The organism is Pseudomonas sp. TUM22785, assembly GCF_028198105.1.
Taxonomy (GTDB): Bacteria; Pseudomonadota; Gammaproteobacteria; order Pseudomonadales; family Pseudomonadaceae; genus Metapseudomonas; species Metapseudomonas solani.
This window is the reverse complement of sequence record NZ_CP116239.1, coordinates 4,134,949-4,156,754: the sequence shown is the minus strand read 5'-3', so window position 1 is coordinate 4,156,754 and position 21,806 is coordinate 4,134,949. Positions and strand designations below refer to the sequence as shown.

Annotated in this window: 21 protein-coding genes; 8 read left to right on the top strand and 13 right to left on the bottom strand. The window is 68.4% G+C overall.

Going from position 1 to position 21,806, the window contains the following annotated elements:
- Positions 1 to 263: 263 nt before the first annotated feature.
- Positions 264 to 2,846: a PAS domain-containing protein gene (locus PI990_RS18830; protein ID WP_271658093.1), complete on the bottom strand. Its 2,583-nt coding sequence runs from the start codon at positions 2,844 to 2,846 to the stop codon at positions 264 to 266.
- Positions 2,847 to 3,030: 184 nt separating this feature from the next.
- Here PI990_RS18830 and PI990_RS18825 point away from each other — a divergent pair, with 184 nt between their 5' ends.
- The gene (locus tag PI990_RS18825) at positions 3,031 to 3,243 is read left to right on the top strand and encodes a hypothetical protein (RefSeq protein ID WP_021220043.1); all 213 of its coding nucleotides are present in this window, start codon (positions 3,031 to 3,033) and stop codon (positions 3,241 to 3,243) included.
- Positions 3,244 to 3,267: 24 nt separating this feature from the next.
- Here the strand turns inward: PI990_RS18825 and PI990_RS18820 are convergent, their stop codons facing one another.
- Together PI990_RS18820 and PI990_RS18815 are read right to left on the bottom strand one after the other, a co-directional pair.
- Entirely contained in the window at positions 3,268 to 4,308 is a 1,041-nt protein-coding gene (locus PI990_RS18820) for a GGDEF domain-containing protein (protein WP_043242199.1), read from the bottom strand.
- A gap of 390 nt (positions 4,309 to 4,698) precedes the next feature.
- Positions 4,699 to 5,361, bottom strand: a complete 663-nt coding sequence (locus PI990_RS18815) for a M24 family metallopeptidase (RefSeq protein WP_271658092.1) — start codon at positions 5,359 to 5,361, stop codon at positions 4,699 to 4,701.
- A gap of 208 nt (positions 5,362 to 5,569) precedes the next feature.
- Here PI990_RS18815 and PI990_RS18810 point away from each other — a divergent pair, with 208 nt between their 5' ends.
- Positions 5,570 to 6,487, top strand: coding sequence for a bestrophin family protein (locus PI990_RS18810; RefSeq protein WP_271658091.1), 918 nt, complete (start codon positions 5,570 to 5,572; stop codon positions 6,485 to 6,487).
- Between the two features lie 25 nt (positions 6,488 to 6,512).
- Here the strand turns inward: PI990_RS18810 and mntP are convergent, their stop codons facing one another.
- The 7 genes from mntP to PI990_RS18775 form a co-directional block, all read right to left on the bottom strand.
- The gene (gene mntP, locus PI990_RS18805) at positions 6,513 to 7,079 is read right to left on the bottom strand and encodes a manganese efflux pump MntP (protein WP_271658090.1); all 567 of its coding nucleotides are present in this window, start codon (positions 7,077 to 7,079) and stop codon (positions 6,513 to 6,515) included.
- 241 nt (positions 7,080 to 7,320) lie between these two features.
- The gene (locus PI990_RS18800) at positions 7,321 to 9,357 is read right to left on the bottom strand and encodes an LTA synthase family protein (RefSeq protein WP_271658089.1); all 2,037 of its coding nucleotides are present in this window, start codon (positions 9,355 to 9,357) and stop codon (positions 7,321 to 7,323) included.
- The gene (locus tag PI990_RS18795; protein WP_271658088.1) at positions 9,354 to 9,977 is read right to left on the bottom strand and encodes a hypothetical protein; all 624 of its coding nucleotides are present in this window, start codon (positions 9,975 to 9,977) and stop codon (positions 9,354 to 9,356) included. The genes PI990_RS18800 and PI990_RS18795 overlap by 4 nt, the downstream gene beginning before the upstream one ends.
- Entirely contained in the window at positions 9,974 to 11,236 is a 1,263-nt protein-coding gene (locus tag PI990_RS18790; RefSeq protein WP_442969345.1) for a sialidase family protein, read from the bottom strand. Before PI990_RS18790 ends, PI990_RS18795 begins: the two co-directional genes overlap by 4 nt.
- An 88-nt stretch (positions 11,237 to 11,324) precedes the next feature.
- On the bottom strand, positions 11,325 to 11,615 hold the full coding sequence (locus PI990_RS18785) for a PepSY domain-containing protein (RefSeq protein ID WP_271658086.1): 291 nt from the start codon (positions 11,613 to 11,615) through the stop codon (positions 11,325 to 11,327).
- Positions 11,616 to 11,650: 35 nt separating this feature from the next.
- Entirely contained in the window at positions 11,651 to 12,181 is a 531-nt protein-coding gene (locus PI990_RS18780) for a cytochrome b/b6 domain-containing protein (protein ID WP_271658085.1), read from the bottom strand.
- Positions 12,181 to 12,450, bottom strand: a complete 270-nt coding sequence (locus PI990_RS18775) for a PepSY domain-containing protein (RefSeq protein ID WP_271658084.1) — start codon at positions 12,448 to 12,450, stop codon at positions 12,181 to 12,183. Before PI990_RS18775 ends, PI990_RS18780 begins: the two co-directional genes overlap by 1 nt.
- A 156-nt stretch (positions 12,451 to 12,606) precedes the next feature.
- Between PI990_RS18775 and PI990_RS18770 the strand changes: the two genes are divergently transcribed.
- Together PI990_RS18770 and PI990_RS18765 are read left to right on the top strand one after the other, a co-directional pair.
- Complete coding sequence (locus PI990_RS18770) at positions 12,607 to 13,272, top strand: response regulator transcription factor (RefSeq protein ID WP_271658083.1); 666 nt, start codon at positions 12,607 to 12,609, stop codon at positions 13,270 to 13,272.
- On the top strand, positions 13,269 to 14,687 hold the full coding sequence (locus PI990_RS18765) for an ATP-binding protein (RefSeq protein ID WP_271658082.1): 1,419 nt from the start codon (positions 13,269 to 13,271) through the stop codon (positions 14,685 to 14,687). The genes PI990_RS18770 and PI990_RS18765 overlap by 4 nt, the downstream gene beginning before the upstream one ends.
- Before the next feature lie 13 nt (positions 14,688 to 14,700).
- On the opposite strand, the gene PI990_RS18760 is transcribed toward PI990_RS18765, so the two are convergent.
- Positions 14,701 to 15,039: a carboxymuconolactone decarboxylase family protein gene (locus PI990_RS18760; protein ID WP_271658081.1), complete on the bottom strand. Its 339-nt coding sequence runs from the start codon at positions 15,037 to 15,039 to the stop codon at positions 14,701 to 14,703.
- Between the two features lie 113 nt (positions 15,040 to 15,152).
- Between PI990_RS18760 and PI990_RS18755 the strand changes: the two genes are divergently transcribed.
- The 3 genes from PI990_RS18755 to katG all read left to right on the top strand — a co-directional run bounded on the left by PI990_RS18755 (position 15,153) and on the right by katG (position 19,775).
- Entirely contained in the window at positions 15,153 to 16,064 is a 912-nt protein-coding gene (locus PI990_RS18755; RefSeq protein WP_271658080.1) for an AraC family transcriptional regulator, read from the top strand.
- Between the two features lie 285 nt (positions 16,065 to 16,349).
- Positions 16,350 to 17,168: an alpha/beta fold hydrolase gene (locus tag PI990_RS18750; RefSeq protein WP_271658079.1), complete on the top strand. Its 819-nt coding sequence runs from the start codon at positions 16,350 to 16,352 to the stop codon at positions 17,166 to 17,168.
- Between the two features lie 342 nt (positions 17,169 to 17,510).
- Entirely contained in the window at positions 17,511 to 19,775 is a 2,265-nt protein-coding gene (katG, locus tag PI990_RS18745) for a catalase/peroxidase HPI (RefSeq protein WP_271658078.1), read from the top strand.
- Between the two features lie 158 nt (positions 19,776 to 19,933).
- On the opposite strand, the gene PI990_RS18740 is transcribed toward katG, so the two are convergent.
- Positions 19,934 to 20,569, bottom strand: a complete 636-nt coding sequence (locus PI990_RS18740) for a TetR family transcriptional regulator (protein ID WP_271658077.1) — start codon at positions 20,567 to 20,569, stop codon at positions 19,934 to 19,936.
- Between the two features lie 95 nt (positions 20,570 to 20,664).
- Here PI990_RS18740 and PI990_RS18735 point away from each other — a divergent pair, with 95 nt between their 5' ends.
- Entirely contained in the window at positions 20,665 to 21,336 is a 672-nt protein-coding gene (locus tag PI990_RS18735) for an O-methyltransferase (RefSeq protein WP_271658076.1), read from the top strand.
- 61 nt (positions 21,337 to 21,397) lie between these two features.
- Here PI990_RS18735 and PI990_RS18730 read toward each other — a convergent pair whose 3' ends face one another.
- Entirely contained in the window at positions 21,398 to 21,784 is a 387-nt protein-coding gene (locus PI990_RS18730; protein WP_271658075.1) for a hypothetical protein, read from the bottom strand.
- Positions 21,785 to 21,806 lie beyond the last annotated feature (22 nt).

The window sequence follows — 21,806 nt, the reverse complement described above, 5'->3', positions numbered from 1 at the left end:
TAGGGTGGCAGACCGCGCAGGGTTGACGAACCGGCATACTGGAAACCGGCAGACCCGCGAGGGTCTCCCTGCGCGATCTGCCATAGAGCAGAGCAGCTAAAAACTGCATGCGCGCCGATGCCTGCAAAAAACGTCCGCCGTTTTTCGCATGCGCCTTGGCTACGCATTCGCGCCAGTATGTTCGGGTCGTCAAACCCGGCCGCGGGATTGACCGCGACCGGCGCAGGATAGGGAGCGAAGCGGAGGAGGGCAAGGGGCCGGGCTCAGCCGGCCGCCTCCACCAGCCTGGCGAGGCGCTCGGCCAGCTCCGCGCGGCGGAAGGGCTTGCTCAGCACCTCGGTACCCTGGAGTTGCGCCGAGGTGAGGGTGGCGAAGCCGGTGATGATCAGCACCGGCAGGGCGATCTTGCGCTGGCGCAATTCCTCGACGAGCTGGGCGCCGGTCTGGTCGACCATGATGTGGTCGGTGACCAGCACGTCTGGCAGCGGGCCCTGTTCGATGATGCGCAACGCGGCGCTGGCCGAACTGGCTTCGGTCACCTGGTAGCCCAGGTCCTGCAGTTGCAGGGCGACGGTCTGGCGGACCATCTCCTCGTCGTCCACCAGCAGCACGTGGGTGGGTTTCTGTGGCGCTGGCGCGGCGTCGGCGAGGGGCGTCTCGTGGCTGCCCTGTTCGGCGCTGATGGGCAGCCACAAGGTCACCCGGGTGCCCTTGCCGGCTTCGGAGCCGATGTCGATACCGCCACCGGATTGCGCGGCCAGGCCCTGTACCATCGACAGGCCGAGCCCGGTGCCCTTGCCCACGCCCTTGGTGGTGAAGAAGGGCTCCAGGCAGCGGTCGAGGGTGACCTCGTCCATGCCGCTGCCGGTATCGCTGACGCTCAGGCTGACGTAGCGGCCCTCGGCGAGGCCCTGTACCCGGCCGGCGGGCACGGTGTCCAGCGCCGCGGCGAGGGTCAGCTGGCCACGGCCCTCCATGGCGTCGCGGGCGTTGACCGCGAGGTTGAGGATGGCCAGTTCGAGCTGGTGCGGGTCGACCACCACGGCCGGCAGGCGGCCGGGAATGTTCACCTCGACGTCTATCATCGGCCCCAGCGAGCGCTCGATGAGTTCGCGCATGTCATTGACCAGCACGCTCAGGGCCACCGCCCGGGGGTTGAGCGTCTGCCGGCGGGCGAAGGTCAGCAGCCGTGCCACCAGCACCCGCGCGCGGTCGGAGGCCTGCAGGGCACTGTCGATGAGGGTGCGGCTGCGCTCGTCATCCACGCGCCGGCGCACCAGTTCCAGCGAGGCCATGATCGGCGTCAGCAGGTTGTTGAAGTCATGGGCGATGCCGCCGGTGAGCTGGCCGATGGTTTCCATCTTGCGGGCTTCGTGCAGTTGCGCCAGCGCCGTTTCGCGCTGCGCGACCATGGCCGTGACGCGGGCCTCCAGGTCCTCGTTCAGCTCCCGCAACTGCGCCTCGGCCTGGACGCGCGAGCTGATGTCCATGCACACGCAGAGCATGCTGTTGACGTTGCCCTGCTCATCCACCAGCGGAGTGATCTGACTGTGCACCCAGGCCGGTTTGCCGTCGGGGCGTGCGTAGCGCTCGGTCATCTCGAAGGGCGAGTCGGTGTCGAGGGTGCGCAGGTGCAGGCGTGCGGAGGGGCTTTCCGGGTGGGCGATTTCCGGCAGGCTCAGGCCGAGCAGGGCCTCGCGCGGGCGGCCGACGATCTGGCAGTAGCGGTCGTTGACCAGGGTGAAGTGCCAGGTGCGGTCGTACACGGCGATGCCGGCGCTGGCCTGGTCGAACATGGCCGATATCTGCGCCGAGCTGGCGTGCAGGGCGCGCTCGGCACGGGCGTGGCTGATCAGCATCCAGGCCAGCTTGGCGGTTTCTTCCACCAGCCGGCGTTCCTGTTCGGAAAACACGTGGGGGTGCGCGTGGTGGATGACCAGCATCGCCTCCAACTGCTGATGGCGCAGCACCGGTACGTGCAGTGTGGCGGCCAGGCCAAGCTCCTGGGCCAGTGCCCTTTCGCCGGGGCCCAGGCCGGAGTCCTGGTGGAGGTCGTCGCGCGCGACGCTTTCGCCCGCCTGCAGCGAGGCCAGCAGGTGGGCGCCGAAATTGCGGTAGCGGTGGTGGCCGGCGGCGGAGCGGGCGTCGCGCAGGTATTCATGGCGCACACTGAAGGTCTGCCCGTCGCCGTTGTCCTCGCCGAACAGCACCCGCGCCGCCCCCAGTTCCTCGCCGAGGCGGCGTGCGGTGAGGGTGGCGATGCGCTCGGGATCGGTGATCGAGGGCAGGATGCGGCCCAGTTCGAGGAGGAAGGCCTGGCGGTGCTCGAAGCGAACCCGTTCGGTGGTCTCGGTGACGATGCACAGCACGCCGCCCACCGTGCCATCGGCCTCGCGCACCGCCGAGTAGGAGACGTCGAAGTAGACGGTCTCGCCGTGGCCGTGGCCGTGACGCTCGATGTAGAAGGGGCGGTCCTTGGCGACGAAGGTCTCGCCGGTGTCCCGAACGCCACGCAGCAGGGGTTCGAGGTCGTCCCAGAGCTCGCTCCAGTTTTCCTGCGCCGGGCGGCCCAGGGCCCGTGGGTGCTTGGTGCCGATGCTCGGCGCGTAGGCGTCGTTGTACAGCGCCACGTAGTCAGGGCCCCAGAACAGCACGATCTGCGCCTTGGCCGGCAGCACCGTGGCCATCAGCGTCTTCAGCGCCGGGGACCAGTCTTCGGGCGGGCCGAGCGGTGAGTCCTTGCAGTGGCCGTGTTGCAGCAGCGCGGCGATCTCGCCGCCGTTGCGCAGGAAGCCGGGGGTGGCGGGCGGGGCATTCTCGCGGGGGGTGTCTTGAGGCGATTCCATGTCGTGGGTCAGGTTCCGCGCGTGGGCTGGTCAACAACTATGAGCGGCGAAGTCGGCCAGGCGTTCAGTCCATCTGCGCCTGAAGCGTGAGAAGAAAAGCAGCCGCGACGGCCGGCGGCAAGGCGGGGGAGCGGGGTTGCCCGACTGGTCTACCCTTTCCCTCTCTTGCAGAAGGACGAGACCGATGGAAGACATTCGCCACACCGCCGTGAACGACGCCCTCTGGGTGGCCCTGGAGGCCGTGCTGGCTGCCGCCGTGGACGCGGGGCTGGACCGCGAACAGCTGGTTCGCGCGGCCAAGCGCGAAGCCGCCACCGGGCTGAGCGCCAATGCCGTGCAGGCGCCGGAGTTCATCGAACTGGCGGTGCTGCGCCGGCATATCGGCCCGAAGATCTGAGCGCCCACCGACGGGCGCCCAGGCTCAGTGCATGGTGGCGGCGTTGCGCTTGCGTTCCTGTTTGATGCGGTACATCTCGCGGTCGGCGCGCTTGATCGCTTCCTCCGCGTCGACGCCCTCGGGCAGCAGGGCCACCACGCCGGCGCTGGCACCGCAGTAGTCGATGCTGCTCTCGCCGCTCAAGGTGTAGTGCCCGACGGTGGCACTGGCCAGACGCTGTTGCAGGTGCGTGGCGGCACGGCTCATTTCGCTGGCCAGGTCCTGTTGCTCGCCACGCGGGCCCAGGGCCACGACGATGAACTCGTCCCCACCGGTGCGGCCGAGCATGTCGCTGGTGCGTAGGCCGTTCTGCAGGTTGGTGGCCACCTGGGTGAGGAACAGGTCCCCGGACTGGTGGCCGTGTTCGTCGTTGATGGCCTTGAAGCCATCGAGGTCCACCACCCCCACCAGCAAGTAGCGGTCCTCGCGCCGGGCCAGGGCCAGCAGGCGCGGAATCTCCGCGAGGATGGCGCGGCGGTTGTAGAGCCCCGTCAGCGCATCGGTCAGGGCCAGCCGGGCCAGCTCCGCATTGGTGCTTTGCAACTGCTCCACGAGGATTTCCCGCTCCAGGGAAAAGCTCAGCAGGCCGGACATCAGCAACAGTGTCGGTTCCACTTCCGGCGCGCGCGCCATCTGGCTGGCGCTGGCCGCGCACACGGTGCCCAGCAGCCGGCCGTCGCGGGCCCGCAGCGGAGCACTGACATAGGTGCGGATGCCCAGCGCCTTGGCCGCCTCGGAGTCCCCCCAGCATTCGGAGACATCGTCCGAATAAAGGCGGTTCTCATCGAGCGCGCGTTTGCACAGGGTGTCTCCCCAGGGCACGGCGAGCCCTTCGGGAATCTCCATATCCCCCGCGTTGCGGGCGAACTCCACCCGCTGGACGCCGGCATCGAGGTCGATGGTGGTGAGGTAGGTGGACTCCATCCCGGTGACCTTGCTGAGCAGTGTCAGCAACGGACGAGTGAGTTGCTCGACCGTCTTGGCGTCGGGAACGGTTTCAGAAAGCAGAGACAGTAGGTTTTCCATGCTGAACTTCACTGGCGCATGACGGCGAGAATTGTTGCTCAACCTCCTTCCCGGTGAGTAGCTCCGTAATACCGCAGTCTTCGAATATGCAGATTAGTCGACTTTTCCAGCGGCTTCGCTTGGTGTCGACCAACGACAGAACCCGGCCTCGCGGCGGGCTCCCTGTGGGAGCGGCTTCAGCCGCGAAAGACTTGCCTCCGGCACCCGGCTGCGAGTGGCCGAAGGCTTAATCGCGAATGAATTCGCTCCCACGAGGTGGGCATGCGTGTGGCTGCAAGGCCGCCTGGCGGATGAAAAGAGCGCCATCCACCCTACGCACCGGTCGGCACCATGGTTCGGCTTGGGCACGGCGCCGTAGGTTGGCGCCGAGCGCAGCGAGGCCCAACGGTGCTAGGCCAACAGATCCTCGTAGAACGCACCGAAGGGCCGCTGCGGGTGGGCCAGCTGGATTTCCAGGATCCACAGGCCGACGTTGGGGCAAGCGGCGAAATCGCCCAGGTCGCCGGCGCGGTAGATGGCGTGGGGGAAGTCGCTGACGCGGTGGCCCTTGATGTCGAGGTTGAGCACCCAGCCCATGGCCTCGGCCTGTTCGGCGGCGTAGCGGTACAGCTCCTGGCCGGCCACCTGTTCTTCGCGCCAGTAGCGCTCGACCTGGTCGAAGAGGGTCTTGCAGGCGGCGGCGCAGGCCAGCATCTCGGGGTCATTGCCGGTGGTGAAGGTGGCGCCGGCGTCGCCTTCGTGGCCGTCCCACACCGCGCCCAGGTCGATGAAATAGATGTCGTGCTCGCCGAGCCGCGGGTCGCCATCGGAGCGCTGCTTGAAGGTCTTCAGGGTGTTGGCGCCGAAGCGGATCAGCAGCGGGTGCCAGATGCGCTGCATGCCCAGGTCGGTGAGCACCTGCTTGCCGAGGGCGGTGGCCTCGGATTCCAGCATGCCGGGGCGAATCAGCTCCGAGAGCTGTTCGATGGCGCGCCAGGTCATGCTCTGCGCGTACTTCATGGCGTCCAGGCTGTAGTGCTCGCCCACGGCTTCCTTCGCTGCTGATGCAGTCATTCTTGCCCTCCAAGGCTGTATCGGCACGGTACCGAGGCGCAGTATTAAATTTTATACAGCGATGCCGATCAATGCTCAGTTGCGAACGGCCGGAGCGGTACACTTTGCCTTGCCCGCACCTCGGGTGCTGCTGTGCGTCGCAGGCCAAACGGGGTCGCCAGGCTCTATAGTTGCGCCCATCCCCGCCGTACCTGCCGAGCCCTATCCGATGATCACGCGCCCCCAGAATCCTTCGATCCCGGTCCTGCTGTTCTCCCTCAAGGGGTCGATCATCCCGGCCATCTGGCGCAAGGTGCTGTTCACCGTGCTGATCAGCTCGGTGGTGGTGGCCACCCACGGCACGCTCTATCACTACAAGGTGATCCTCACCGCCACGCCCTTCACGCTCTGGGGGCTGACCCTGGCGATCTTCCTCGGCTTCAGGAACACCGTGGCCTACCAGCGCTTCTGGGAGGCGCGCACGCTGTGGGGCGAGCTGCTGATCGTCACCCGCAACCTGACCCGCCAACTGCTGAGCCTGACCCCGGCCATGGCGCCAACCGAGCGCCGCCGGCTGGTGGATGCGCTGGCCGCCTTCAGCCATGCGTTGCGCGACCACCTGCGTGGCGGTGGCGATGGTGCCGACGTGCAGCGCCTGCTGGACGAGCCCACCCGTGCGCAGTTGGCGGGCAAGGGCAACGTGCCCAGCGCGCTGTTGGGGCTGATCGGCCAGCGGGTGATGGCGGCGAGCCGCGAAGCGGGGGCGGGGGAGAGGGTCCAGGCCACCCTCGACGAGCAACTGACCCGGTTGTCGTACGTGCTGGGCGGCTGCGAGCGCATCAAGAACACGCCCATCCCCTATCCCTACATCCTCATGCTGCACCGCATCGTCCACGTGTACTGCTTCCTGCTGCCGTTCTGCCTGGTGGACGCCATCGGCTGGTTCACGCCCTTCGCGGTCTGCGTGCTGGCGTACACCTTCTTCGGCCTGGACGCCCTGGGCGACCAGATCTCCGACCCCTTCGACACCCAGCCCAACGACCTGCCGCTGAACGCCATGTGCCGCAACATCGAGATCACGGTGCTGGAGCTGCTGGACGAACCGGCACCCGAGCCGGTGCAGCCGATCAAGGGCGTGCTGCTCTAGCACGCCACCCTTGACGGAAGCGGCATCAGATCACCAGGTGTTCGTAGAGGATGGCGGCGCCGACGCCGATCAGCACCAGGCCGCCGATGATCTCGGCCTTCTGGCCGATGGCGGTGCCGATCACGCGGCCGAGCATCACGCCCAGGGTGACCATGGTCATGGTCGCCAGGCCGATGGCCAGCGCCGCGACCCAGATGTCCACATCGACGAAGGCCAGGCCCACGCCCACGGCGAGGGCGTCGATGCTGGTGGCGAAGGCGGTGACCGCGAGCACCCAGAACGAGTGGGAGCGGGCTTTCTCCGGCGCCTCGTCCTGCTCGGGGCGCAGGCCGGCGTAGATCATGTGCAGGCCGAGCAGCAGGAGCAGGGTGAAGGCGATCCAGTGGTCCCATTCGGTGACGAAATTGGAGGCGGCCTGGCCGATCAGCCAGCCGATCACCGGGGTGATGGCTTCGATGACGCCGAAGATCAGGCCGGTGCGCAGGGCTTCGCTGAGGCGCGGCTTATGCAGGCTGGCGCCTTTGCCGATGGCGGCGGCGAAGGCATCGGTGGACATGGCCAGGGCGAGCATGACGAGGGAAATCGGGTTCACGTGCTTCTTCCAGTCGGGCCGAGTCCACGACATGACCACGCGCCCGACGCCGGCACGGCCATGTCGATGGTCTCACCAACCAGAAGGTGTCCGCACCACGGCAGGTTGCCGAGAATGTTGATACGGACGCCGCCGAAGGGCTCGGCGACAGGCTACTCCCCAAAGAGGCGTGCATCGTAGCGGGGCGGATGTGAAAAGTCCGTTAAAAATTGGCGACGCGCCATCACGCCGCCGGGTGATGTCAGTGGCGCACGTTGCGGTAGAGCATCACCCGCGAGGTTTCGTGCATGCCCCGGGTCAGCGCCAGCAGGCGCTGGAATTCCTGCGGGTGGCGCTCGGCGACGTTCTCCAGCGGCGTCGGCGAGCGGAGGTCGTGGAGGGTCGGCGCGCTGCCGTCGTGTTGCATCTGCAGGAGGAAGTCGCGGGTGACGCCGCCGATCACCGGGAAGGTGCCCTCGCGCAGCACCAGCGGTACCACGCGCTCGCCCTCCGGTGCCGCCTGGCGGATGTCCCGGCCCATGCCGCCGTTGCGGTAGTCGACACCCAGCAGCCCGGCCACGGTGGGCAGCAAGTCCGCCAGCCCCACGGCTTCGTCGAAGGTGCGCGGCGCCAGCAGCCCGGGCGCGTGGATCATCATCGGCACGTGGTTGCTTTCCAGCCCCAGCTGTTCGAAGGCGGGCGGCATGTGGGGGATCTGGCTGATGCGGGTGTTGTGGTCGCCGAACAGCACGAACAGGGTGTTCTCGTAGTAGCCGCCGGCCTTGGCCAGCTCGAACAGGCGGCCGATGTTGAAGTCCAGCAGGCGCACCGCGTTGTACTGCTCCAGGCTGCGCGAGCCATGGCGCTGGACCTCTTCCAGGGGCCGCTGCTCGGCCTGGAAGCCGTCGTTGTCGCGGGGGATGGTGAAGGGCCGGTGGTTGCCGGAGGTTTGCAGGTAGGCGAAGAAGGGGCGGTCCTTCGGCAGCGCGCGGAGGATCGCGTCGCTCTCCTTGAAGAAGTCCAGGTCGGAGATGCCCCAGACATCCACCCGCGGCGAGCGCCAGTGGCGTTCTTCCACCAGGCGCACGTCGTCGATGCTCTGGTGGATCAGCGCGTTGATATTCGCCCAGCCGGCGTTGCCGCCGATCATGTAGAGCTTCTCGTAGCCGTCGAAGGCATTGATCAGCGTGTGCTGGCGGGTGATCAGCGGGTTGCGCGTCGCGGTCTCCTGGCGGGAGACGTCCGGCACCCCGGTGATGCTCGCCCAGACGGTCTTGGCGGTGCCGGTGACCGGCACATAGAAGTGCTTGAAGAACCAGCTCTGGTTGGCCAGGCGGTCGAGGTTGGGCGTCGGGTTCAGCGGGTTGCCGTAGGCGCCCACGGCACTGGTGCCGAGGGATTCGAGCATGACGAAGACCACGTTGGGCGGGCGCTGGCCGTTGCCGATCCCCGGCTGTGTGGGCTGCTCGCGCACATAGTCGAGTGCCTGGGCGTCGCGCCGGGTCACGCCCAGGTAGTCCGCCATCAGGTCGTAGTGCAGGCGGGCCTGCTCCTCGTCGAAGTCCACCGGCTTCACCTCCAGGGTGTCGTAGAGGAACAGCACCGGGTTCAGGCCCAGGGCGGCGATCTCGCTGTTGCCGCTGTAGAAGGCGTCGCTCCAGCGCAGGGGCACCGGGTTTTCCAGGTTCAGGCTGTCGACACGCCCGAGCAGGCCGAACAGGGTTGCCAGCAGCACGCAGGCGCTGCCCCAGGCAACGGCCAGGCGGCCAATGGTGCGCGGGGGGCGGGCCAGGGTGGCGCGTTCCAGGCGCAGCAGCGGGTAGAAGGTCGCGGCGGCGGTGGCCAGCCAGGCCAGGGTGATCCACAGCACCGGGTAGGTCTGCCAGACCATGCCGGCGGAGATGCCGGCGTCCTCGACGAAGCGCAGCACGGTGGCGTTGAGGCGCACGCCGAGGTAGGCGTAGTGGCCGAAATCGAGGATGTACACCAGCAGGATCGCCAGCAGTGCCAGCCCCAGGTAGGTGCGCGCCAGGTGGCGCAGCCCGGCGCTGCGCAGCAGGTTCCAGCGTGGCAGCCAGGCCAGCAGCGCCAGCGGCAGCACCAGCAGGATGGCCAGGCGCAGGTCGAAGGCCAGGCCGATGCCCAGGGTCTTCGCCAGGTCGCCGTCGCTCAGCAGGGCACGGGCATCGAAGGCGGAGAAGCCGAAGAAGAACAGCGCGCGCAGTGCCAGCAACAGCAGGAACAGGGTGGCGGCGACGCCGGCCAGGTAGCGCAGGCGCCGGGAGTGCAGCCAGGTCATAGGTTGGCCTCGGTGGCGGGAGGGAAGGGCGCGCGGGGGCGGCGCAGCGCCCGCAGCACGCGGCGGATCAGCGCCTGCAGGGCCCAGGCGCAGCAGTAGAGGCCGAGCAGCGGGTCGATCAGGTAGTCCCAGTAGTTGCCGGAGGCCTTCAGGCCGAGGGTGAAACCGAGGGTCGGCAGCACCAGCATGGCGGCGCCCAGCGGGTTGTGCCGGTACAGCAGCGCCAGCGCGGCGAGCCCGCAGGCCAGCAGCAGCGGGCGAGGCTCGAAGCCCAGGCGATAGGGGTCGACATAGCTGAGGCCAAGGGTGGCCGGGTACAGCGCCAGGGCGAATACCGCGAATAGCGCCAGGGCCTCGCCGCGGCCCCTGTCGTCGAGCGGCACCAGGCCAAGCCTCTGGGCTGCCAACCAGCCCAGCAGCACCAGGCTGGCGAGCGACAGGTCGTCGGTGAAGCTGCGGATGAACAGGGCGAGCGGCATGCCCTGCACCGGCAGGAAGCCGAGCCCCAGGCTCAGCGCGAGGCTCGCCAGCTTCCAGCCCGGGCGGTTGCCGTTGCGGGTGAGCAGCAGGAAGACGAAGAGGGTGAGGGCCAGGTGGGCCTGCCACAGCGCGAGGCTCATTGGCGTTCCCTCAGCCAGGCTTCGTTGAAGCTGAAGTGCTTGATGAACATGTCGTTCCAGGAATAGACCAGGTGGTAGGTGCCGTTGCTGCCACGGATGAAGTAGGGGTACTCGTACTCGAAGGCGCAGCCGTCCCGGGCGCACATGCGCTGCTGGGCGAGGTCGAGGAAGACCGCCTCGCGCTCCTTGAGGCGCGCGCCGCCGGTGTTGCGGAACTTGTGGCCGATGATTTCCCGGTACACCTGCGGGTCGAAGGGCTCGCCCCAGGGATCGGGCGATTCGTCCAGTTCGCTGAGCACCTGCCAGTTGCGCATCTGCGGGTCGGTGCCGTAGAGCGTCAGGCGGAAGCGCCCGTCCTCCAGGTCGTTGAGCGCCACCAGCAGGCTGCCGTCGGGGCGGCCGACCGCGGCGAGGGAGGAGTTGGGGTTGCTCGGCTCCACCGGCGCCGGCTCGCTCCAGCTGCGCCCGGCATCCTCGGTGCGGCTGGCCAGCACCCGGTGGTGGGTGTCGCCGGCGTAGCGCAGCAGGGCCACGGCCCGGCGCTCGTCCAGCGGGACCATGGTCGGCTGCAGCGAGTGCTTGCCCTTGCTGATGCGGAACTTGTCGCGCACCTGGCCGCTGGCGTCCAGGTACAGGTACTCGGCGAACTTGCCGAGGAACTCGTGGTAGACCGGCAGGCCGATGGAGCCGTCGGCATGGAACACCGGCGTGGCGCGCACCAGGGTGCTGATGTTGAGGAAGGGCGTGGTCACCAGTTGGCGGGGCTCGGACCAGCTTTCGCCGAGGTCGTCGGAGACCATCAGGTTGATCGCGCTGCCGGCCCAACCGCCCACCGAGACCGAGACGTAGAACAGCCACAGGCGGCGGTCCGGTGCCAGGGCGATGACCGGGTTGCCCAGCTTGCGGATGTGCTTGCGCACGGCGGCCTGTGTGCTCTCGCGGGTGGCCAGCACGCGCTCGGCGGTCCACTCGCCGGCTTGTGCGTCGAAGCGCGAGGCGCGGATCTGCACATCCGCGGCCCCTTCGCGGCTGCCGGCGAACCACACGGCGATCAGGTCGTCACCGGGCAGCTCGGCGATGGAGGCCGAATGCACGAAGTCGTCCAGGTTGGATGAGGCAAAACGGCTGGCCTGCTGCGCCAGGAGCGGGCTTGCGGTGGCCGGCCCCTGGGCACTGGCGGCGAAGGGCGCGACGGCGCGCGCGGGGTGGCCGATCCAGGCGCCGCTGAACAGCGCGACGATCAGCAGGCCGGCGATCAGGCGTGAGCGCGGGCCGAGAGGGGAGAAGGTGTGCACGGGAAGGCATCCTGGCTGTGGCGTCGGAGGCAGGGGTGGCGTGTGGTGAAATTCAGTTGCGCGGGCGGACCTGCTCGACCTTCATCGAGCGACCGCTGACCGGGTCGTGGTAGCGCTCGACCTTGTGCCGCTGGGCGTCGAAACCGTAGATCTCGTAGCAGTTGCCGGCGGTGACCAGGAACTTGGTGATCTGGATGCCCTGGGCCTTCATCTGTGCGCGGAACTGCGACTGCGGCAGCCAGGTGGAGCGCGCGGCGTCGGTGCACTGAATGTCGGCGTGGGGGATGTCGGCGCGGGCGGCGGTGGCGGCCAGGGTCAGGGCGAGCAGTAGCGCGAGGCGCATGGGGCGGGTTCCTGTGCAGGGCAGGGGCATGGGGCTCACTCGGGCGGGCGGCGGCGCCCGGTAAGCATCGACAGCGGCAGGTTCTCGCGCAGGCGCAGGCTCTCCACCAGGGCGGCCAGCACGTGCAGGCCCACCAGTGCCAGCAAGGCGTCGGCGATGAACACGTGGGCGTCCAGGGGCCAGTCCTCGCCCCACAGCGCGTCGACTTCCTGCATGAGGAAGCCGCTCACCGCCAGCAGCAGGATGGCCGTCATCATCAGCAGCATCACCAGCGCGCCCAGGGGCGAATGGCCGAGGCGATGCAGCGGCGGGCCGATGACCAGCGAGCGCATGTGCCGGGCGAGCCGCGCGGGTGTCGGCCAGAAATCCCGCCAGCGGGCGCTGCGCGGGCCGACGAAGCCCCACAGCGTGCGCACGGCGAGCCAGGCGGCGGCGTAGTAGCCGAGCCAGACGTGCCAATCGTCGCCTGCCTCGTTGAAGAAGTAGTTGGCGACGAAGACCCCGGCGAGCGACAGATGGAACACCCGCACCAGCGGGTCCCACAGGAGGATCGTCGCCCGCGCCATCAGTCTTCGATCTCGGTCTTCACCGCCTTGCCGGACACCGGGTCGTGGTAGATCTCGACCTTGCGCCCGTCCTTGTCGAAGCCGTAGATCTCGTAGCAGTTGCCCGAGGTGACCTTGAATTTCTTGATCTGGTAGCCGTCGGCCTTGAGCTTCTCCTGGAATTTGTCCGGGTCCTGCCAGGTGGCGCGGTCGGCGGTGGTGCATTCGGTGGCGGCGAAGGCGGACGAGGTGGCGAGCAGCAGGGCGGGGACGAGCAGCAGGTTGCGCATGAGGGGTTCTCCGTGGCTGGGAGCGTCACCATGCCGACGGAAACTTAAGGAAAGCTTAGGTTGTAATGGCTGGTAACAGTCGTCCGTACAGGTCGCCGCGCCGCTGCGGGCATCATTTCGCGCCTGCCCACCCATCCCCGCTTCGAAGGTGAACCCATGCGTGTCCTCTTGGTTGAAGACGACCAGGCCCTGGCCAAGGGCATCCGCGTCGCCCTGCGCGGCGAAGGCTACCGGCTGGACTGGGTGGAGGACGGCCCCAGCGCGCTGCATGCCGTGCGCACCGAGCGTTTCGACCTGATGCTGCTGGACCTCGGCCTGCCCCGGCTGGATGGCCTGGAGGTGCTGCAGCAGAGCCGCGCCCATGCCAATGGCGACCTGCCGGTGATCGTGCTCACCGCCCGGGATGGCAAGGCGGACCGTATTCGTGGCCTGGATGCCGGCGCCGACGATTACCTGGTCAAACCCTTCGACGTGGACGAGCTCAAGGCCCGTATCCGCGCCCTGCTGCGGCGCAGCCAGGGGCGCGCGCAGCCGCTGATCCAGCACGCCGGCATCGCCATCGACCCGGCCACCCAGGAGGTGACCTACCAGGGCGAGCGCGTGGCGCTCACGCCCATGGAGTACCAGCTGCTCTACCAGCTGCTGGTGCGCCCCGGCGTGGTGGTGACCCGCGACCGGCTGAGCAATGCGCTCTACGGCTGGCAGAACCCCGGTGCCAGCAACACCCTGGAAGTGCTGATCCATAACCTGCGCAAGAAGCTCTTCAGCGGGTTGATCCACACCGTGCGCGGCGTGGGCTACGTGGTGGAGCTGCGGCCGTGATCTCGATCCGCGCGCGGGTGCTGCTGCCGGTCACCGCCCTGGTGGTACTGGGCAGCGTGCTCATCTCGGTGCTGGCCTTCCGCGACGCCCACCACGAGGTGGAGGAAATCTACGACGCCCAGCTGGCCCAGGGCGCGCGCCTGCTGCAGGGCGTGCTGGAACAACGCGAACCCGGCGAACTGGACTGGGCCCGGCTGTACAAGGCCTTCGACCGCGCCATGAGCCGGGTGGGCGAGGCCGGCATCGCCCACCCCTACGAGACGCGGCTGACCTTCCAGGTCTGGTCGACCTCGGGCGAGCTGCTGGCGCGCTCCGCCGGGGCCCCCCGGCTTGCGGGTCCGCCGGCTCGTGTCGGGCTGCATGACTTCTTCGAGAACGGCAACGAGTGGTGCGGCTTCCTTCTCGACGACCCGGAGCAGGGCCTGCTGATCTGGGTGGGCGAGCGCGACGACATCCGCCAGGACCTGATCCAGCGCATCGTCCGCCACACCCTCTGGCCGACCCTGGTGGGCGTGCCGCTCATGGCCCTGGTGATCTGGGCGATGATCGGCTGGGGGCTCAAGCCCCTGCAGGGCATGGCACGGATCATCCGCTCGCGGCATGCCGACAGCTTCGAACCCCTGGAACTCGACCCATTGCCGCCGGAGCTGGCGCCCATGCAGGCGGCGCTGAACCGCCAGCTGATCCTGCTCAAGGGGCTGCTGGAGCGCGAGCGCCGCTTCATCGCCGACGCCGCCCACGAGCTGCGCACGCCGCTGGCGATCCTGCGCATCCACGCGCGCAACGCCCAGCAGGCGGACAGCGTCGAGGAGCGCAGCGAGGCCCTGGTGTTCCTGCAGCAGGGCGTGCAGCGCGCCACCCGCATCGCCAGCCAGTTGCTGACCATGGCGCGACTGGAGCCCGACACCGGCGAGACCGAGCAGCAGGTGGTCGACCTCGAAGCGCTGGTGCGCGAGGAACTGGCGGAGTTCGCGCCCCTGGCCATCCAGCGGCGGGTCGAGCTGGCCTTGGCGGCGGAGGGCGATTGCCGGGTGATCGGCGAGCCCGACAGCGTGGCCATCGCCCTGCAGAACCTGCTGGCCAACGCGCTGAACTTCGCCCCCGAGGGCAGCGAGATCAGTGTGGTGTTGCAGGCCTCGGACGAGGGCCGGGTGCGGCTGCAGGTGCTGGATTCCGGGCCCGGCGTCGAGGAAGCGGAGCTGGCGCGCCTGTTCGACCGCTTCTACAGCCAGGGCACCAGCGATGGCGCCGGGTTGGGCCTGGCCATCGTCGAGCGGGTGATGCGCCGTATCGGCGGCGAGGTGCGCCTGGGCAACCGCGAGCAGGGTGGTTTCCGCGCCGAGCTGTGCCTGCGTACGGCACCCGCCGGACGCGGCCCGGCGGGGACGAGGGCGGAGCTGTCGGCTGAAGCCTGACCCGCCCCTGGCCTCAGGCCGTCTGCTCGAAAGCCTCCAGGGCACGCAGCGAGTAGATGTAGGCGGCGCCGGCGTTGAGCGAGATGGCGGTGGCCAGGGCCTGGGCCAGTTCGGCCTCGGTGGCGCCGGCCTTGCGCGCGGCCTCGGCATGCACGCCGATGCAGCCGTCGCAGCGGGTGGTGACGGCCACGGCCATGGCGATCAGTTCGCGGGTCTTGGCGTCGAGCGCGTCGCCATCGCTGGCGGCGGCACCCAGGGCCTGGTAGGCGGCGAGCATCTTGGGATGGGACTTGCCGAGCTTGCCGAAGGCTTTTTTAACGGCGGGAACGTAGTCGGACCAGTTGAACAGCATGATGGCTTCTCCTAGCTTTGCACGGGGCCGGTGATCGGCCGGTGAGGAGAGTGTCCCGCTGGCGCGCTCCCGGCGTTTTGCATTCCTGCCCATCCCTTTGCCGAAATGTCCCAATGCATGCATTCGACCACCTGATCGACCTGGCCAACCTGCGTGGCGTGCTGGACCTGCGCTGCCAGCTGCACGGCAACTGGGCCCTGGACCACCCACGCCTGCCGGCGGGCCAGGCCAGCTACCACATCCTGCTGCGCGGCGAGTGCCGCCTGGAACTCGCCGGCCAGCCGCCCCGACGCCTGCGCGCGGGGGAGATCCTGCTGCTGCCGCGTAGCGACTCCCACCTGTTGCAGGCAGACCAGACGGGACGCGTGCGCACCCCGCCGCCCCCGTACCAAGAGCCCGGGCGCATCCCGCTGCTGCGCATCGGCCAGGGCGGGGAGGGCTTCGAGATGCTCTGCGGGCGCATCCACTACAGCCCGGGTGCGACCCTGCTGGAGGCACTGCCGGATGTGCTGGTGGTGCCGGCCGGGGAGGCCATGCAGGGCCGGCTGGCCGCCGTGGTGGAACTGATGCGCCTGGAAGCCGAAGGCGAGGAGGTGGCCAACCAGGCGATGGTCGATGGGCTGTCGGTGATCCTCTTCACCCTGGTGATGCGCGCCTACCTGCAGGAGCAGCATGAATTGCCGGGAATCTTCGCTCTGCTGCGTGACCGGCGCCTGGGCAAGGCGGCGCTGGCGCTGCTGGCGGACCTCTCGCGGGAGTGGCCGGTGGAGGCCCTGGCGGCCGAGGCGAACATGTCCCGCTCCAGCTTCATGCGCAACTTCACCCAGCTCGCCGGCACCTCGCCCGGCGCCCTGGTCACGCGCCTGCGCCTGGAGCGTGCGCAACAGCTGCTGCTGGGCACGGCGATGAGCATCGGCGCCATCGCCCTGGAGGTCGGCTACCCGAGCCAGGCCTCCTTTAGCCGCGTGTTCCGCCAGCACCTCGGCGAATCGCCCGCAGCGTTCAGGCAGCGCAAGCGCGGGTAAGCGGGGCTGGGGCCGCAGGGTATCTCCTGTGGGAGCGGCTTCAGCCACGAAAGACCTCCAGCGTAGGCACCCGGCTGGGAATGGCCGGATGCGCCATCACGAATGAGCTCGCCCACGACGGGGATGGCAGCGGTGTTGTCTGGGGCACCTTCGCAGGGTGGCGTAGAGCGCAGCACACACGTGCAATCCCACTGTTATCCGAGGAGGGGATAGTGCGGGCTTGAGCGGTTGCGCATGGCCCGCTCCAGCACCACCTATCCCAACAACGTTCAACTGGAGGTTTGCATGACCACGTTCTTAACCCGTGATGGCACCGAGCTCTATTACAAGGATTGGGGCAGCGGCAAGCCCGTGCTGTTCAGCCATGGCTGGCCGCTGGATGCCGACATGTGGGAATACCAGATGCAGTACCTGAGCAGCCGCGGCTACCGCACCATCGCCTTCGACCGCCGTGGCTTCGGTCGCTCCAGCCAGCCGTGGAATGGCTACGACTACGACACCTTCGCCGACGACATCGCCCAGCTGATCGAGCACCTGGACCTGCAGGACGTGACCCTGGTGGGCTTCTCCATGGGCGGTGGCGACGTCAGCCGCTACATCGGCCGCCACGGCACCGGCCGCGTCGCCAAGCTGGCGCTGCTGGGCGCGGTGACGCCGATCTTCGGCAAGACCGCCGACCACCCGCTGGGCGTCGACCAGGCGGTATTCGACGGCATCAAGACCGGCCTGCTGCAGGACCGCGCGCAGTTCATCGCCGACTTCGCCGCGCCGTTCTACGGCATCAACCACGGCCAGCAGGTTTCCCAGGGTGTACTCACCCAGACCCTGAACATCGCCTTGCTGGCGTCGCTCAAGGGCACTATCGACTGCGTGACCGCCTTCGCCGGCACCGACTTCCGTGGCGACCTGGCCAAGGTCGATGTACCCACCCTGGTGATCCATGGCGACGACGACCAGATCGTGCCCCTGGAGGCCACCGGCAAGCTGGCGGCGGAGCTGATCCCCGGTGCCGAGCTCAAGGTCTACGCCGGCGCACCGCATGGCTTCGCCGTGACCCACTCGGAGCAATTGAACGAAGACCTGCTGGCCTTCCTCGCGCAGTAGTTACACCGCTTCGAACATCGGCTCCGCGCCAGTAGGGCGTGGAGCCGATGAGCCTGATGGACCCGATCGGATGCTGGCGGCTGACAGAGCCAGGCTATCGACCCCCAATGCTCGCTCTATTAGACCTCCGGTGCAGGGGGTCTAGTCTTGATCTGGCGTTGGGCTTGGACCGACGCCAACTGATGAAGGGATAACAACAGAGTCCTGCTGCAACCGTGGTTGGAACACCCTGCCAGTCAGCGCTCCCGCGTGGCCGTGACGGCCTTGCGTCGGGTCCGCTCCTCGGTGTTCCGGCCTGCGCGGGTTGGGCAGATGGACCAACGCGACCCGAGGTGGATCAAAATGTCGACCGAATCGAAATGCCCGTTCAACCATGCCGCTGGCAGTGGCACCAGCAACCGTGACTGGTGGCCCAACCAGCTCAACCTGAAAATCCTCCACCAGCATTCCTCCCTGTCCGACCCGATGGACCCGGACTTCGACTATGCCAAGGCCTTCAAGAGCCTCGACTTCGCTGCGGTCAAGCGCGACCTGACCGCCCTGATGACCGACTCCCAGGACTGGTGGCCCGCCGACTTCGGCCACTACGGCCCGCTCTTCGTGCGCATGGCCTGGCACAGCGCCGGCACCTACCGCACCGGCGATGGCCGTGGCGGCGCCGGCACCGGCCAGCAACGCTTCGCCCCGCTCAACAGCTGGCCGGACAACGTCAGCCTGGACAAGGCGCGCCGGCTGATCTGGCCGATCAAGCAGAAGTACGGGCGCAACCTGTCCTGGGCGGACCTGATCGTTCTCACCGGCAACGTCGCCCTGGAATCCATGGGCTTCAAGACCTTCGGCTTCTCCGGCGGCCGCCCCGATGTGTGGGAGCCGGACGAGGACGTCTACTGGGGCACCGAGACCGTCTGGCTCGGTGGTGACGAGCGCTACGGCAACACCAAGGCGGTGCAGGAGCCGGGCGACGGCACCCTGGTGGCAGAACCCGGGAAGCACGCCGAGGAAGAGAGCCGCACCAACCAGGGCGAGCGCAACCTGGAGAACCCCCTGGCCGCCGTGCAGATGGGCCTGATCTACGTGAACCCGGAAGGCCCCGAAGGCAACCCGGACCCGCTCGCCTCGGCCAAGGACATTCGCGAGACCTTCGGCCGCATGGCGATGAACGACGAGGAAACCGTGGCGCTGATCGCCGGCGGCCACGCCTTTGGCAAGACCCACGGCGCCGGCCCGGCCGACAACGTCGGGCCCGAGCCCGAGGCGGCCGGCCTGGAAGAGCAGGGCCTGGGCTGGAAGAACGCCTTCGGCAGCGGCAAGGGCGGCGACACCATCACCAGCGGCCTGGAGGTGACCTGGACCTCGACCCCGGCACGCTGGAGCAACGAGTACCTGGAGAACCTCTTCGGCTACGAGTGGGAACTGACCAAGAGCCCGGCCGGCGCCCACCAGTGGCGGCCCAAGGGCGGGGCGGGCGATGGCAAGATCCCCGACGCCCACGACCCGAGCAAGCGCCGCGCGCCGTCGATGCTCACCTCCGACCTGGCGCTGCGCTTCGACCCGATCTACGAGCCGATCTCGCGGCGCTTCCTGGCCAACCCGGACCAGCTCGCCGACGCCTTCGCCCGCGCCTGGTACAAGCTGATCCACCGCGACATGGGGCCGCTGTCCCGCTACCTGGGGCCGGAACTGCCCGCCGAGGAACTGCTGTGGCAGGACCCGATCCCCGCCGTGAACCACCCGCTGGTGGACGATGCCGACGTCGCCGCGCTCAAGGCCAAGGTGCTGGGTTCGGGCCTGTCGGTGGCGCAGCTGGTGTCCACCGCCTGGGCCGCCGCGTCCTCCTTCCGGGGTTCCGACAAGCGTGGCGGCGCCAACGGCGGGCGCCTGCGCCTGGAGCCGCAACGCTCCTGGGAAGCCAACCAGCCCGAGCAACTGAAGAACGTGCTGGCCATCCTCGAAAGCATCCAGGGCGAGTTCAACGGCGCCCAGGCCGGCGGCAAGAAGATCTCCCTCGCCGACCTCATCGTCCTGGCCGGCAGCGCCGGGGTGGAACAAGCGGCGAAGAGCGCTGGGCACAGCATCACCGTGCCCTTCACGCCGGGGCGCATGGATGCCTCCCAGGAGCAGACCGATGTGGAATCCTTCGGCTTCCTGGAGCCCATCGCCGACGGCTTCCGCAACTACCTCAAGGGCCGCTACAGCGTTTCCGCCGAGCAGCTGCTGGTGGACAAGGCGCAGCTGCTGACTCTGTCCGCACCGGAGATGACCGTGCTGGTGGGCGGCCTGCGCGTGCTCGGGGCCAACGTGGGGCAGAGCACGCACGGCGTCTTCACCGACCGCCCCGGGGTGCTGAGCAACGACTTCTTCACCCACCTGCTGGACATGGGCGTGGAATGGAAGCCGGCCTCGGCCACCAGCTATGAGGGGCGCGACCGCAAGACCGGCCAGGTGAAATGGACCGGCACCCGCGTCGACCTCGTGTTCGGCTCCCACGCGCAGCTGCGCGCCATCGCCGAGGTGTATGCCAGCGCCGACGGCAAGGACAAGTTCGTCAAGGACTTCGTCGCCGCCTGGACCAAGGTGATGAACCTCGACCGCTTCGACCTGGCCTGATCCACCCCCTGGGCTGAACCACGGCGCCTCCTTCGGGAGGCGTCGTGCATTCGGGGTGCGAGTGCCCGTCACTCGGTGCTGCATTCGACTCCGCCTGGTGGATGAAAAGAGCGTCATCCACCCACAACGGTCATGCCCGCGCGGGGGCGGTTCCCCCTCTATCCCCGCGCGGCGACCGATTCCAGGTAGGCGCAGAGCATGTCGGCCATGGCGTCGGCGTAGCGTTCGATCTCCTCCTTCGTGCGCGGGCGCTCGGAGAATTGCTTGCCCACGGTGCCGAGGGTGGTGGTGATCAGCTCGCTGGCCAGGGTGCGGGCGGCTTCGGAGGCGTGGGGCAGGACCTCTTCCATGAAGGTTTCGAAGATGCGCCCGGCGGCGGCCTTGGCTTCCCGTGCCTCGGGGGCGTCGCGGTAGAGGGGGGCGGCGTCGTCGAGGGCGATGCGCATATCGGCTTCCTCGCATTCGGAATGGAGGAAGGCGTGCACCAGGGTGCGCAGGCGCGCCAGCGGCGGGGTGGCGAGGTCTTCGAGGATGCGGCGCAACAGCTCGCTGGTCTGACGCCACTCGTCGCTCTGCAGGCGGAAGAGGATGGCCGCCTTGTTGGGGAAATACTGGTACAGCGAGCCGACGCTGACACCGGCGCGCTCGGCCACCCGGGCGGTGGTGAAACGCTGCGCGCCTTCTTTGGCCAGAACCTGAATAGCGGCCTGGAGGATGGTGGCCACCAGCTCGTTGGAGCGGGCCTGCTGGGGTTGCTTGCGCGAGGTAATACGCGGGTTCTGGCGTTCGGTCATGGCGGGGCCTGGCAATGCGAATAGTAAAAGATGACGAATTGATCGCATTCTATTCCGGCGCCAACGATGCGCTCAATGACTCCTGGAGACCTTGCATGAACACCCTGACCGATACCCACCTTGCCGCCCTGCTGGACCGCCTGTTCGCCGAGGCCGAAACGGCCTGGCAGACCCTGGCGCCGAGCCTGACCGACCTCCCCGAAGGCGAGGTGGCGCGGCTGATGCGGAGCAAGACCGAATACCGCGAGTTCTACGGCCGCCTGAAGGATGTCGCGCTGCCCGTTTCCCGCGAGACCGGCCGCCTGCTGTACCTGCTGGCGCGCAGCAGCGGTGCGCGCACCATAGTCGAATTCGGCACCTCCTTCGGCATCTCCACGCTGCACCTGGCGGCGGCATTGCGTGACAACGGCGGCGGCCGCCTGATCACCAGCGAGTTCGAGCCCACCAAGGTGGCGCGGGCCCGGGGCAACCTCGCCGCCGGCGGTCTGGAGGACCTGGTGGAGTTCCGCGTGGGCGATGCGCTGCGCACCCTGGCCAGCGACCTGCCCGACTCCATCGACCTGCTGTTGCTCGACGGTGCCAAGGCGCTCTACCCGGAGATCCTCGCCCTGGTGGAAAGCCGCCTGCGCCCCGGCGCGCTGGTGATCGCCGACAACGCCGACCACTGCCCCGAGTACCTGGCGCGGGTGCGTGAGGCCAACAGCGGCTACCTCTCGCTGCCCTTCGCCGAGGACGTGGAGCTGTCCATGCGCCTGGCGGTGGATTGACGCTGCAGCCAAAGAAAACCCCGCGCCAGGCGGGGTTTCAGGTTGGTGCTGCGGTGGCCGATCAGATGAGGATCGGAGCCGGGGCGGGGGCCGGGGTCTTGTGGTCGTCGTCGCTGTTGGACCAGCCGCCACCGAGGCCGAAGTCGACCGACTGGCTGTCCAGGTTGTAGCCGACATCCGCGCCGCTGAAGTAGCCCTCGCCCTGGTAGGCGACACCTATGTTCGGGCGGAAGGCACCCGATTGCACCAGGTAGTCCAGGCCCAGGGAGCCGACGGTTTCGTTGTCCTCGTCGTTGGAGAAGGCCTTGACGCCCACGGACAGGCCGCCCCCGCTGCCGAAGACATAGCTCAGGCCGACGCCGAAGCCGACATCGGCACTGGCGAGGGTCGGGGTGAGAGCGCTGCCCAGCAGGGCGGCGGAGGCTAGCGCGATTCGGAGTCTGTTCATGGGGTGGGCTCGCTGCATGGGG

Bases quoted from the DNA above. Each gene is read 5' to 3' on its own strand.
- PI990_RS18760 (WP_271658081.1), bottom strand. From the start codon at position 15,039: ATGCTGTTCAACTGGTCCGACTACGTTCCCGCCGTTAAAAAAGCCTTC.
- PI990_RS18750 (WP_271658079.1), top strand. From the start codon at position 16,350: ATGACCACGTTCTTAACCCGTGATGGCACCGAGCTCTATTACAAGGAT.
- PI990_RS18785 (WP_271658086.1), bottom strand. From the start codon at position 11,615: ATGCGCCTCGCGCTACTGCTCGCCCTGACCCTGGCCGCCACCGCCGCC.
- PI990_RS18795 (WP_271658088.1), bottom strand. From the start codon at position 9,977: ATGAGCCTCGCGCTGTGGCAGGCCCACCTGGCCCTCACCCTCTTCGTC.
- PI990_RS18770 (WP_271658083.1), top strand. From the start codon at position 12,607: ATGCGTGTCCTCTTGGTTGAAGACGACCAGGCCCTGGCCAAGGGCATC.
- PI990_RS18825 (WP_021220043.1), top strand. From the start codon at position 3,031: ATGGAAGACATTCGCCACACCGCCGTGAACGACGCCCTCTGGGTGGCC.
- PI990_RS18780 (WP_271658085.1), bottom strand. From the start codon at position 12,181: ATGGCGCGGGCGACGATCCTCCTGTGGGACCCGCTGGTGCGGGTGTTC.
- katG (WP_271658078.1), top strand. From the start codon at position 17,511: ATGTCGACCGAATCGAAATGCCCGTTCAACCATGCCGCTGGCAGTGGC.
- PI990_RS18740 (WP_271658077.1), bottom strand. From the start codon at position 20,569: ATGACCGAACGCCAGAACCCGCGTATTACCTCGCGCAAGCAACCCCAG.
- PI990_RS18755 (WP_271658080.1), top strand. From the start codon at position 15,153: ATGCATGCATTCGACCACCTGATCGACCTGGCCAACCTGCGTGGCGTG.
- PI990_RS18775 (WP_271658084.1), bottom strand. From the start codon at position 12,450: ATGCGCAACCTGCTGCTCGTCCCCGCCCTGCTGCTCGCCACCTCGTCC.
- PI990_RS18810 (WP_271658091.1), top strand. From the start codon at position 5,570: ATGATCACGCGCCCCCAGAATCCTTCGATCCCGGTCCTGCTGTTCTCC.
- PI990_RS18830 (WP_271658093.1), bottom strand. From the start codon at position 2,846: ATGGAATCGCCTCAAGACACCCCCCGCGAGAATGCCCCGCCCGCCACC.
- PI990_RS18815 (WP_271658092.1), bottom strand. From the start codon at position 5,361: ATGACTGCATCAGCAGCGAAGGAAGCCGTGGGCGAGCACTACAGCCTG.
- PI990_RS18730 (WP_271658075.1), bottom strand. From the start codon at position 21,784: ATGAACAGACTCCGAATCGCGCTAGCCTCCGCCGCCCTGCTGGGCAGC.
- PI990_RS18820 (WP_043242199.1), bottom strand. From the start codon at position 4,308: ATGGAAAACCTACTGTCTCTGCTTTCTGAAACCGTTCCCGACGCCAAG.
- PI990_RS18800 (WP_271658089.1), bottom strand. From the start codon at position 9,357: ATGACCTGGCTGCACTCCCGGCGCCTGCGCTACCTGGCCGGCGTCGCC.
- PI990_RS18735 (WP_271658076.1), top strand. From the start codon at position 20,665: ATGAACACCCTGACCGATACCCACCTTGCCGCCCTGCTGGACCGCCTG.